Source organism: Pantoea rwandensis (genome assembly GCF_000759475.1).
Classification (GTDB): Bacteria; Pseudomonadota; Gammaproteobacteria; order Enterobacterales; family Enterobacteriaceae; genus Pantoea; species Pantoea rwandensis_B.
Window position 1 is genome coordinate 2,918,036 of the sequence record NZ_CP009454.1, and the last position, 12,452, is coordinate 2,930,487.

Sequence of the window (12,452 nt, forward strand, 5' to 3'; positions counted from 1 at the left end):
GACTAACGCTCCTTGTTCAAGTTTAAATTGATGCTGGCAATGTCAGGAAAGCTTTGAGGGGCTATTTTCCCTGCAGCATCTGAATTAGCTGATGTCTTCCCGAGATCACTACTCACATTCCCCTGATGACTTTTTACCGCTTCTTTGGTTCCTGCCCGGATGAGTTGCGTGTTGAGTTCATAATTACCCTGTTGCCAGGTATTAAACATTTCGCTTGCGCTTTGACCACCGAATTTTTGCCATACCGCTGCGCGCTGAATAATTTTATCCGGGGCACCGCTCTCTACTTCACCGTTTCCTATTCTCAGATAAGCACCACCGCTACCTACCAGCAAAATATCCTGTTTGGCACGAATGAAAACTTTACCTTCGCTACTACTGATACGTACATCCTGGAATGCATCCAGCAACATCTCATCACTCTGAGACTGAATTTCGACTTTCCCCTTCGCCGCTAATAACTTCAGTCCCAGCTTCTGTGCAAACAGGCTGATTCTTTCGCCCGCTGCCACCGTGAAAGCTTTCATTACGCTGAAGTCAGTGTTTTTACAGCTGGTTGCAATGAGGTTTTCACCTGCTGACAGTTGCAGGCTTTTAGTCGTGGCTTGCGCTATGCCACCTGGCGCTGAGAGCAGTAGTGCAGACTGCTTCAGCTCTGTGATGGCATCACTCAAAAGCGACTTCTGGGTTTGTAAATCCGCCAATTCGGCTTTTGCCATCTCTGCTGCACTTCGCAAGGACTCAGTTAACTGCTGCGCCTTTTGAAGTTCGCTAAGAGCATCTTGCATCGACAACATCTTCCCATGTGCCTGAGGCTGAATATCCGCACTGATAAACACGCCTTTACCACCACGGATAGCGATATGATTATCAGTCCGCAACTCCGCCCCTTCGCCACGAAGCCCACGCCGCGCATCAACATTGTGACCTAAATTAAGCTGCGTTTTCCCCCCATACTCCGTGCTGAGCTTGATGTGCTCCTCACCACGCTTGTCCTCCATGCGCAGCTTGTTCAGGCCAGCCGTGCGGATAACGTTGCGGGTACTGTTTTTCTCAGTAACGTGATCAACATGACGCGAATCATGCAGCGCATGAGCAATATAGGGCTGGTCCGGATCCCCCTCACGAAACGCTATGGCCACCTCCGTTCCCTGTATCAGCGGGAAATGGAATCCATACATATCCCCACAGTAAGGTTTAGCAAGACGAACGGGCATACTTTCAAGACCGCGATCCTTGCCCTCCTCGTCCGCATCAAACACCACACGGTATAACCCGGATGCATCCTGCCAGGCGTAGATGTCGTTGTCTTTCGCGCTGGTCACGCGAGCCGTCATGGTGCCGCTGACCTTAGGTCGGGCAAGCAGTGCGGGACGCCAGCAAAGCGTCTCACTGTAAGGCACGGCATTCAGACTGGCCTGGAATCCGGAGCGCCGGCTCGCACTGACATTGATTCGGGTGATGAAAAAGGGCGTCTGCAACTGCGCAGGCAGCGTGGGTATGCCTGTCTCGGTGACAGATAAAACGTGGCCCGGGCTGATAAATGCGTCGTTGCAGATTCCCGTTATCAGCGTCTGTCGGGCAAGAAAACGTTCATGGTCGAGACGGGCATAAAAGTTTGCGGTCTCGGCCTCCGGAACATACTTATCACCGCTGTAGGGATGGCGCGGACGATAGTGATACACCTCCCCGTAAGTGATGTTGTCACCATCACCCCGCGTCATATCTGCCTTCACCGACCGCAGCACGCGCTGTGCCTCACGGTGGTTATAATCCTTAGTCACCACACCCGCTTCAACCACGTTATGGGTCAGATTCAGATTCCAGATGGATTCCTGGGCGTTGTCTTCCAGGCCCGATGGGCTGTTCAGCGGCAGCGATTTCTGCTCAGAATAAGCGCTCTGCGTGTCGCCAAACCGGATGACCTCAGTATGTGTGTCGGGCTGAAGCGTGAAGTAGTAGAAGATGCCTATTTCAGACAGCAGGCGCTGAACAAACTTCAGGTCACTTTCCTGATACTGGTTAATCTGTTCCCTTCTGGGATAGTCATGCTTCAGGCTGAACTCATATTCCCACCCGTGAAAACCATGCTCATCCAGTATCTGACTGACGACTTCCGGCACGGATTTATTCACAAAGAAGCGATGTGTGCGGTATTGCTTATCCAGAAGCGCAAAGCGGGGCTCAATAATAATGAGATAACTGACCTGGTCGGCGGAACCCGTCAGGCGGCGGAAATCGGTGATATAACCATGAACAATCTTCTGCGATTCGAATTTCTGCAGAGGTCCAATGCCCATAGTCAGCGTGACCGCTTTGCGCAGCATCCGGTCTGGTGAAATATCTTTATCCGGGCTGGTGAACATCACGCTGTAGAGGTAGTTCTCGCTCAGCGCTTCCACGCCCGTAATATTTTCCACATCAATCGGTGAATTGCAGGCTGGAATCAATAAAGAATAACGATTGAGCGTAGAGGAAATTGCCGATGCTGTTTTTTCTATTAGGCCAGAGGGGGTCATTGTCATTCTCTCCTTGATGACGAATTGTTATGTCTCCCACTAATTGCAGAGAGAATAACGTCAGTAATATTTTATTTCTTGATTGCCGATATTGACTTCTTTATCAAGCTATCAGGGATTAACATCACCGATATTGCATGCTTTTCCACAAGGAAAAACCGCCACCAGTGATTGTCATACGACTGCTGCTACGACTAAAATTGATAAATTCACACTCTGTTTCAGGCACGCTACCGCCCCTGGCCGTTAACCGAGGCCTATAAGGTCTGAGGCATCTTTAAATCGGTGTATTTTTCAGAGGCGTATTTGCGCGCAGGCGAACCTCTGAAAAAGCGGACAGTGAACCACCCACGCGGGCTTACGCGAAGGCGCGTTCGTTCAAGGAATTGGAATGAATGATTTTGACATCCTTGTAAGTCCAGGTTTTTATTCGCTGCGCAGTTCAATCTGCTCCAGGTAGTTGTGCTTCTTTTTATAAGTGCCCTTGATGTCATGTGTCGTGCATCTCAGGGTTAACCTTCGCCACCCTTACGTTTTCCTTATGAACGTCAGGGGAAGCTCGATTGGCTTATGCGCCCCTGCGGTGTGTAAGTACTGGCGTAAATTGGAACGGACTTTCAAAGCACCCGCTTGATAAGCCCTACTCATGATTCAATCGTATAAATAGTGAAGAAAAGCATTAAGACCCGACTTTTCCTGTGAGTTCGTGCGCGAATATAAAGTAATTAACGGACCTAAATCAACACTCTACCACGACCGTTTATCGCTGATTTGTATAAGGAAATTCTTAAATTTAACTTTAAGTCATTGTTAGATAGCTCATAACTTAATCAGGAATATCTGAAAAATTTTTTTAAGAAAATTTATTTTCAGGCGGTCATTTCGTTTAAATGAGAGAAAACCAGTAAGCAGATCTAACAATTTTCATCTGGGGATTACTTTGGGGGAGATTGCAGTGAACATTGCGCCCGGTACACATTGCCGAGGTTGAGGGGGAAATGCGCCGCCGCTATCTCTGTTTCACAAATAGCACTCAGTTTGGGACACATTTTCCTTTCTATCAGAGATGCCGGCAGGTCTGGGCTTTAACCGAAAGGGTATAATCCAATGCATTAACGGGTTGCTATTAATGGAAAAAAACAAAAGTGGTCATGTAGAATTAAAAGAAATCGTCCTTAAGCTAAAACCTCATGGCATTAAATAATGGTTATTTGGGACTTCACCATCCCAATTTGACGCCAAAACCCCAGTCTGAGCCTATGCCGATGACCGAGTGCAATCTTGCGCTGTGGTATCGGCAGTTTGGCGATCCTATTGATGTACTGACGCTGGAATCTTCCCCTTTAGCCCCACGTCCCGCTGACTTGTTGCGTGTACAAATGCACTATGCGCCGATTAACGCGTCTGACCTGATCCCCATAACCGGTGCTTATCGTCACCGTGTCGCGCCGCCACAGGTGGCCGGTTACGAAGGTGTGGGTACGGTGATCGCCGCGCCCCCCTCTTTTCAACATCGGGTTGGCCAGCGTGTGCTGCCGCTGCGCGGTGTCGGCTGCTGGCAACATTATGTGGATATCGATCCGCAGCTCGCTATTCCGGTGCCAGAGGACATCCCCAGCACGCTGGCGGCTCGCGCCTATATCAATCCGCTTGCCGCTTTGCTGATGTTGCAGCAATGGCCGGTCAGCGGTAAAAACGTACTGATCACGGCGGGTGGATCCGCCTGCGCACTTTTGCTGGCTCAGTGGGCTCAACTGCATGGTGCACATCAGGTTGTGGTGGAGTATCGCGCGTCAGCACATGCAGAAAGGTTGCATACACTGGGCCTGACTGCGTTGCAGGATACTGCGCAGGAAACACTGAAAGCGGTGAGTGCACAAACAGATATCGTTTTTGATGCAGTGGGTGGCGATGTGGGACAGCTCATCTGGCAAGCGCTACCTGAGCATGCACAGTTTGTGGCTTACGGTGTGTTAAGCGGCACGCCGGTAAAAGTGAATGCCAACCGTCCGGCGCTGCACTGGTTTCATGTGCGGCACACCCTGGGCGATATTGGCGCGGCGCAGTGGCAGCAGCTTTTCTTCGCGCTCTGGCCGCTGCTGCACAACAGCGAATGCGGCGAAGTGGAGATTTTCCCGTTGAGCGAGTGGCGCGCGGCCATCGAGAGTTATCACCAGTCAGGGCGGTCACGCAAGCCTATGCTGTGTCTGTACAGGTGAAGAGAGGCTATGCAGCCTCTCTGTTCAATCGATTATTTTGCCGCAGCCTGCAGCCAGGCAACCACCAGCGGTGATAGTCGATTTTGCAGCGCCGCCCGTTCTGACTGGAACAGCGTTGCGACAAAGAACGGATGATCGGTCAGTTCAACACCGCGTACATCCCGATCCAAATCCCACGACGTAATCTTCAGATTATGGGTCGCCAGCGCGTCACTGAATTCCGGGTTCACGCCGAAATTACAGTGATACCCTTCATCACTTTCCAGCGCGCCGTAAGCTTGCGCAATCCTTGAGCCGGGCTCGAAAGCCACCGTGCCGCGCTGTTCCACCAGCGAACAGGCCAGCGGGGCAATCACCCAGCGTCCACCCTCATCGGTTTCCGCATGCCCGGCATCTTCCCAGCCCAGCACGTTACGGGCGTACTCCACCACCGCATACTGAAAACCGCCACATGAACCGAGGAACGGTTTGTGGTTTTCACGCGCCCAGCGGATCGTTGCAAAGACACCTTCGTCGTTGAGATACGGGCTGCCCGGCACCACCCAAATGGCATCGTAATCGTTCCAGTGATGTTGATTGATGTCAGGAGTGGCGATCCAGTCGGCGGTGGCGTCGAGCGAGAGAGATTTTGCGGCAAACTGAACAGCAGGAGGAATGGCTTGATGTGCAACGGCATTGGCACGGTAATCGCCAACAAGGGCGACACGAACTGACTGCGTCATGGTTACGTCCTTTCAGGGAAAAAACGAGGTTACAGCAAACATCCAGAGCTGTCTAAGCGCATTTTAGCGAGGTATCACTCACTTTCGTTAACGCGCATTTAGGTTAATGCCTGCTTTTTATACGGTTAAATGTTCTTTTTTATGGTGATTAACTCGACGGATGTTGACCACGCAATCGTTTACTTCTTTTACGGTTTTAATTAAATCGTAATTTTGTGCGCAGGATCAACAAATTAGCCATTTGGAAACTTTAGCCAGCCTATTGCGCTCAACAATCAAGCAATTGTGCTTAGTAAGTGCGCATATGCGGTCTTTATTTTGGTATAAATTATCATCTACAGCGTTATATCCTGCAAAAGAGACCTTAAGCGGTTTATATCAGGAAAATGATCCAAAGGATCTCCAGTTAACACGTTTATTCTGATATAATGCCACACAGCAATATTTAACACTGATTTACAACTTCTTATAACGGCATTAACCCTACCTGTTACAAGTATTTCAGCGTGCAAAAAATGCTTGCCCTGTTGGTCTGATTCAGCCAAATTAGGCGCCGTTTTTCCTTTCTAATAACAATGTTGCGCGGGATTACTCAGCCCGACGCAGACTTAATTCCTGTCGCAAAACAGGCTATGTATAAACTGAGGTACAAGTGTCAACTGCAAACAAACACACTGACGAGGCAGTAAGCCTCAACGCGTTCAAACAGCCGAAAGCGTTTTATCTAATCTTCTCCATCGAACTGTGGGAGCGTTTCGGCTACTACGGTCTGCAAGCCATCATGGCCGTTTACCTGGTGAAACAGTTGGGGATGTCCGAAGCGGACTCTATTACCCTGTTTACCTCGTTCAGCGCCCTGGTTTACGGCATGGTCGCGATTGGCGGCTGGCTGGGCGATAAAGTCTTGGGCACCAAACGTGTGATTGTGCTCGGCGTTATCGTGCTGGCACTCGGCTATGCGCTGATCGCCTTCTCAGGCCATGATACCGCGATGGTGTATGTAGGTATGGCGACCATTGCCGTGGGTAGTGGCCTGTTCAAAGCCAACCCTTCTTCTTTGCTGTCTACCTGCTACGAGAAAGATGATCCGCGCATCGACGGTGCATTCACCATGTTCTATATGTCGATCAACATCGGTTCTCTGTTCTCGATGATGCTGACACCGTGGTTGGCTGCACATTACGGCTGGGGCGCAGCGTTCTCGCTCTCCGTGGTGGGTCTGATGATTACCTTACTGAACTTCCTGTTCTGCCAGCGCCTGGTGAAAAACTACGGTTCTAAACCGGACTTTGCTCCACTGAACGTCAGCAAACTGCTGATGACGCTGGTGGGTGTGGTGGCGCTGGTTGCCATTGCGGCCTGGCTGTTACATCACCAAAGCATTGCACGTATGGCGCTGGGCGTGATTGCCATTGGCATCGTGCTGGTGTTTGCGAAAGAAGCCTTTGCGTTGCAGGGTGCAGCTCGCCGTAAGATGATCGTCGCCTTCCTGTTAATGCTCGAAGCGATTGTGTTCTTCGTGCTGTACATGCAGATGCCAACTTCACTCAACTTCTTCGCCATTCGTAACGTTGAGCATGCCATTCTGGGCATTACCTTCGAACCTGAACAGTTCCAGGCGCTGAACCCGTTCTGGATCATGCTGGCCAGCCCGATTCTGGCGGCGGTTTATAACAAGCTGGGCGACAAACTGCCAATGCCGCATAAGTTCGCGATTGGTATGGTGCTCTGCTCTGCAGCCTTCCTGGTGCTGCCGTTTGGTGCCAAATTCGCTAACGATGCCGGTATTGTTTCGGTGAACTGGTTGATCATCAGCTATGCACTGCAGAGCGTGGGCGAATTGATGATTTCCGGTCTCGGCCTGGCGATGGTGGCACAGTTAGTCCCACAGCGTCTGATGGGCTTCATCATGGGCTCGTGGTTCCTGACCACGGCGGGTGCCGCAATGATTGCCGGTAAAGTGGCTAATCTGATGGCCGTGCCAAATGATGTGACCGATCCGCATGCTTCGCTGGAGGTTTACAGCCATGTGTTCCAGCAGATTGGTATTGCTACCGGTGTGATCGCCATCCTGATGCTGATCACCGCGCCACTGCTCAACCGCATGACGCAGAATGATGCTACACAGCCTGAACTGAAAAGCGCCAACGCGAATCAGTAATGGATGTGATGTCACGAAGCCGGGCCAACGCCCGGCTTTTTTATTTCCTGTAACGCATTTCTTTCCCTCGCTTTAACGTTTCCTGCGGTCAGTGCTTCGCTTTTCATCCCATAACCCGCATGATGACGGCTTCTTGTTAAGCAAGCGGTCATCGTCATGGATCGATTCGAAGAACTTCAGGTGTTTGTCGCAGTAATTCAGCAAGGCAGCCTGGCGGGCGCCGCACGTCTGCTACAGCGATCCCCACCGGTGATTACCCGCACATTAAGCGCACTTGAATCCCGTCTCGGCACCACCCTGATAGAGCGCACGACACGACAACTGGCACCCACAGAAGCGGGCTGGCGCCTGTTCGAACAGGCGCGACAGTTATTAAGTGATTACCACAGCGCACTGGACAGCGCCCATCACAGCGGCTTACAAGGACTCCTGCGCATTACCGCCCCCGTGCCATTCGGCCGCCTTCACATCATGCCGCTGGTAAATGCCTTCTTACAGCAACATCCCGAGATGCAGATTGAGGTGGTGTTGAGCGACAGCTATCAGGATTTAATTGAAAATGGCCTGGATATCGCCCTGCGCATCGGCGAACTGCAGGACTCCTCGATGGTGGCACGTAAGGTGGGCAGCGTACGTTCTACCCTGGTGGCCAGTCCCGATTATTTACAACGCGCCGGGGCCCCCTCACATCCCAGTGAACTCACTCAGCATGCAGTGATCACCAGCCTGCGGCACACGCGAGAATGGCGCTTTGCCCAGGACTTGCGCGTGCGGATCCTGCCGCGATTGCGCGTCAACGACATTGAAAGCCAGCTGGAAACGCTGCGCGGCGGCCAGGGGATTGGCCGTTTGCTGTCATATCAGGTGCTGGGAGATCTGCGCGAGGGCAGACTGATCCACTTATTACCTGAGTGGGAACCTGCGCCGCTACCGGTGCAACTGGTGACTCAGCGGGTAAAAAATATGACGCCAAAAGTACGACAGTTCTGGGAATTTGCGCTTGAACAGCTGCCTTCGCTACCCTGCTTCGTTGCAGAAAAGCCAAAGGCAGCGCCGGATTCCTGATCACTGTCACTGGTATTTTTATTTAGCAGTTTTATGCTGTTTCGATCACAACCACACTTCCAGGAGAAGCCATGATGAAACTCTATTGCAAGCCCGGTGCCTGTTCGCTGTCACCGCATATTGTTGCGCGTGAATGCGGGTTGGACTTTACCCAGGTCAATGTTGACCTGCAGAAAAAGGTCACCGAGCAGGGAGACGATTACTGGCAGATTAACCCCAAAGGACAGGTTCCTGCGCTGCAATTTGATGACGGCAGTTTGTTAACCGAAGGCGTTGCTATTGTGCAGTATCTGGCGGATCTGAAGCCAGACCGCAATCTGCTGGCACCCACCGGCAGCCTGACGCGCTACCACACCATTGAATGGCTGAGCTTTGTCAGCAGTGAACTGCATAAAACCTTCTCACCGCTGTTCCGTCCGGATACCCCGGAAGAGTACAAAGCCATTGTGCGGGCGCAGTTAGAGAAGAAATATCAGGTTGTGAATGAAGCGCTGCAAGACAAGCAGTGGTTGATGGGTCTGCGTTATACCGTGGCCGATGTCTATCTGTTTGTGGTTACACGTTGGGCAAAAGCCATCAAGCTGGATCTGAGCGGGTTAGCCGCGCTGGAAGCCTGGTTCAACCGTGTGGCAGAACGTCCAGCGGTGCAAGCGGCGTTGAAAGCGGAAGGTTTGGTTTAACAATAGACAGGCGCACCCTGTGCGCCTGTTATTCATGCTGTCAGCAGGCAACCGGAGGGTCGCCCGCTTGATCTGCGCGGTGTACGCTTTACAGCTTCTCGGCGGCAAAGTGCTGAGTCGGTTGCGCAATCGCGTCCTGTGCCGCGACCAGTTGCAACTCGTACTCGCCCATCTCATGGGTTTTCAGCATCACTTCATAAACCGCTGCGGTAACGTGCTCCAGCGCATCCTGCAACGATTTGCCGTGCAACAGATCGACCAGCAGTAAACCACTGGTCAAATCGCCCACGCCCACCGGCTGACGGACGCCAAAGTCCACCAGCGGACGGCTGATGTGCCAGCACTCATCAGCGGTGACCAGCAGCATTTCAAACCGATCGCTGCGACGACCAGCACGCGCCAGATGCTTCACCAGCACCACTTTCGGCCCTTGCGCCACTAACGCGCGTGCCGCCACTACCGCCTGCTCAACATTTGCCACTTCATGGCCACTGAGCATTTCCAGCTCCAGCAGATTCGGTGCGATGATATCGCTGGCCGGCATCGCCATCTTGCAATGGAATTCCGCAACGCCAGGCGCCACGATGCAGCCCTTCTCGGGATGGCCCATCACCGGATCGCAGAAGAACCAGGCGTTCGGGTTGGCGGCTTTCACCTGACGCACGATCTCCAGAATCTGCTCGCCCTGCTCTGCAGACCCTAAATAACCGCTCAGCACTGCATCACAGGTCTTCAGACGGTCAATCGCCGTAATGCCTTTGACAATGTCGGTGAGATGCGTGGCAGGCATCACAGTGCCGGTCCAGTGACCATATTGCGTGTGATTGGAGAACTGTACGGTGTTCAACGGCCAAACGTTTGCGCCCATACGACGCATCGGGAATTCGGCGGCGCTGTTACCGGCGTGGCCGTAAACCACATGTGATTGGATTGCGAGGATATTTTTCATTATTGCCCTGTACTGCCTTGCCATAAAAAAGGGCCGGAAACCGGCCCTCGAACCTTACTGCCAGTTAATCAGGCAGTAGTGTTTTTTACCGCGACGCAACAGCGTGAAGCGACCAAACAGTTTGTCGCTGTCGCTGAAACGATACTCGGCGTCAGATTGTTTTTCACCGTTGAGAGAAACGGCGTTGGAACCGATCATGGTGCGAGCCTGGCCGCGCGAAGGCACAAGCTCTGCCGCCACCAACGCCTGTTGCAGGTCATCTTCTGCATTCAGATTGATCACCGGCATACCGTCCTGCGCCAGCTGTTCGAAGTCCGCTTCAGTCATCTCGGTCAGGCTGCCGGAGAACAAGCTGTCGGTAATACGCTTAGCGGCTGTCAGACCGGCTTCACCGTGCACCAGACGCGTCACCTGCTCGGCCAGCACATACTGCGCGCGTGGCGCTTTACCGCTGTTCTTGTCTTCTTCTTCCAGCGCATTGATCTCTTCAATGCTCATAAAGGTGAAGAACTTCAGGAAGCGATAGACGTCAGCATCGGCGGTATTAATCCAGAACTGGTAGAACTTGTATGGGCTGGTTTTCTTCGCATCGAGCCACACTGCGCCACCTTCGGTTTTACCGAATTTGGTGCCATCAGATTTGGTGATCAGCGGAACGGTCAAGCCCCATGCCTGCTGCTGATGCAGACGGCGCGTCAGATCGATACCTGACGTGATGTTGCCCCACTGGTCGGAACCGCCAATCTGCAGCACCACATCGTAACGCTTGTTCAGTTCCGCAAAGTCGTAACCCTGCAGCAGGTTGTAGGAGAACTCGGTGTAAGAAATACCCTGATCTTCGCGGTTCAGACGCTGCTTCACTGCTTCGCGGTTGATCATCTGGTTCACCGAGAAGTGCTTACCGATGTCACGCAGGAAGGTCAGCACGTTCATGCCGCCAAACCAGTCGTAGTTGTTCGCTGCGATAGCACTATTATCGCCGCAGTCGAAGCTGAGGAAAGGCGCAACCTGGTTGCGGATCTTCTCAACCCACTCGCCCACGGTATCAGCGGTGTTGAGTTTACGTTCTGCTGCTTTAAAGCTGGGATCGCCAATCAGACCGGTGGCACCACCCACCAGCGCGACCGGCTTGTGTCCGGCGTCCTGAAAACGTTTCAGGCAGAGCAGCGGCACCAGATGGCCCAAATGCAAGCTATCAGCGGTCGGATCGAAGCCGCAATAGAGTGCAATTGGCCCTTGCGCCAGTCGCTCTGCTAACGCTTCCTCGTCCGTTACCTGGGCGACTAAGCCCCTTTCTTGCAATTGTTGTATCAGGTTACTGCTGGTCATCACTGACTCCAAATTGATCAGACTGCACCTAGGCTGGTACACAGCTTTCCGCTGAGATGCGGATACGAAAAAAATGAGGGCTATAGCATAAAGCGCTGACGCCAACTGCGCCAGCGTTGAAAGGGGGTAAAACGCAGTTTTACGGGGCTAAACGGTCAATAGTCCAGCCATCGGCTTCACGCTGGTAGAGGAAGCGATCGTGCAGGCGATGTTCGCCGCCCTGCCAGAACTCCACGGTGTGGAATTTAACGCGATATCCGCCCCAGAAACTGGGTAAAGGCACCTCACCCTGCTGGAATTTCTGCTTCAGCTCGAGGAATTTGCCTTCCAGCACGCCGCGCGCTGAAATTCGGCTCGACTGCTTCGACACCCAGGCGCCGATCTGGCTGTCACGCGGACGGCTGCTAAAGTATTTCAGCACTTCCTGTGGCGACAGTTTTTCCACTTCCCCTAACACCATCACCTGGCGTTCAAGGAAGTGCCATGGGAAATGCAGCGAGATGCGCGGATTGTCCGCCAGCTGCAGCGCTTTGCGGCTGCCCAGATTGGTGTAAAACACCATGCCTTGTTCATCGTAATGTTTCAGCAACACAATACGCTGATAAGGCTGGCCGCTGCTGTCAACGGTGGCGACGGTCATTGCTGTTGGATCGGGCAGTTGGGCATCGCACGCCTGCTTGAGCCAATGTTCAAACAATGCCAGCGGATTGTCTGGCAGATCGTTACGTCTAAGCCCGCCGCGCGTGTACTCACGACGTAAATGGGCAATGTTTTGCAAGCTGTCACTGTCGCTCATGCTGATTCTCTT

At 52.6% G+C, this 12,452-nt stretch carries 9 protein-coding genes and 1 pseudogene; 4 read left to right on the plus strand and 6 right to left on the minus strand.

The window, feature by feature from the left end:
- Positions 1-2: 2 nt before the first annotated feature.
- The gene (locus LH22_RS13270; protein ID WP_038647245.1) at positions 3-2,519 is read right to left on the minus strand and encodes a type VI secretion system Vgr family protein; all 2,517 of its coding nucleotides are present in this window, start codon (positions 2,517-2,519) and stop codon (positions 3-5) included.
- Between the two features lie 358 nt (positions 2,520-2,877).
- Positions 2,878-3,057: pseudogene (locus tag LH22_RS20890) on the minus strand (type VI secretion system tube protein Hcp); the annotation flags it as partial.
- A gap of 652 nt (positions 3,058-3,709) precedes the next feature.
- Here LH22_RS20890 and LH22_RS13275 point away from each other — a divergent pair.
- Complete coding sequence (locus LH22_RS13275) at positions 3,710-4,738, plus strand: zinc-dependent alcohol dehydrogenase family protein (RefSeq protein WP_240474659.1); 1,029 nt, start codon at positions 3,710-3,712, stop codon at positions 4,736-4,738.
- A 32-nt stretch (positions 4,739-4,770) separates the two neighbouring features.
- Here the strand turns inward: LH22_RS13275 and LH22_RS13280 are convergent, their stop codons facing one another.
- Positions 4,771-5,460, minus strand: coding sequence for a CTP synthase C-terminal region-related (seleno)protein (locus LH22_RS13280; RefSeq protein ID WP_038647247.1), 690 nt, complete (start codon positions 5,458-5,460; stop codon positions 4,771-4,773).
- A gap of 652 nt (positions 5,461-6,112) precedes the next feature.
- Here LH22_RS13280 and dtpA point away from each other — a divergent pair.
- The 3 genes from dtpA (at position 6,113) to gstA (ending at position 9,366) form a co-directional block, all read left to right on the plus strand.
- Positions 6,113-7,621 carry a dipeptide/tripeptide permease DtpA gene (dtpA, locus tag LH22_RS13285; protein ID WP_038647248.1) on the plus strand — a complete coding sequence of 503 codons (1,509 nt, stop codon included), beginning with the start codon at positions 6,113-6,115 and terminating at the stop codon, positions 7,619-7,621.
- Positions 7,622-7,777: 156 nt separating this feature from the next.
- On the plus strand, positions 7,778-8,686 hold the full coding sequence (locus LH22_RS13290) for a LysR family transcriptional regulator (protein WP_038647250.1): 909 nt from the start codon (positions 7,778-7,780) through the stop codon (positions 8,684-8,686).
- A 74-nt stretch (positions 8,687-8,760) separates the two neighbouring features.
- The gene (gene gstA, locus LH22_RS13295; RefSeq protein WP_197079560.1) at positions 8,761-9,366 is read left to right on the plus strand and encodes a glutathione transferase GstA; all 606 of its coding nucleotides are present in this window, start codon (positions 8,761-8,763) and stop codon (positions 9,364-9,366) included.
- An 88-nt stretch (positions 9,367-9,454) separates the two neighbouring features.
- Here gstA and pdxY read toward each other — a convergent pair whose 3' ends face one another.
- The 3 genes from pdxY to pdxH form a co-directional block, all read right to left on the minus strand.
- The gene (gene pdxY, locus LH22_RS13300; RefSeq protein ID WP_038647254.1) at positions 9,455-10,315 is read right to left on the minus strand and encodes a pyridoxal kinase PdxY; all 861 of its coding nucleotides are present in this window, start codon (positions 10,313-10,315) and stop codon (positions 9,455-9,457) included.
- 54 nt (positions 10,316-10,369) lie between these two features.
- A complete protein-coding gene (gene tyrS / locus LH22_RS13305; RefSeq protein WP_038647256.1) occupies positions 10,370-11,644 on the minus strand; it encodes a tyrosine--tRNA ligase in 1,275 nt (424 codons plus the stop codon).
- A 139-nt stretch (positions 11,645-11,783) separates the two neighbouring features.
- Positions 11,784-12,440, minus strand: a complete 657-nt coding sequence (gene pdxH / locus LH22_RS13310; RefSeq protein WP_038647258.1) for a pyridoxamine 5'-phosphate oxidase — start codon at positions 12,438-12,440, stop codon at positions 11,784-11,786.
- Positions 12,441-12,452 lie beyond the last annotated feature (12 nt).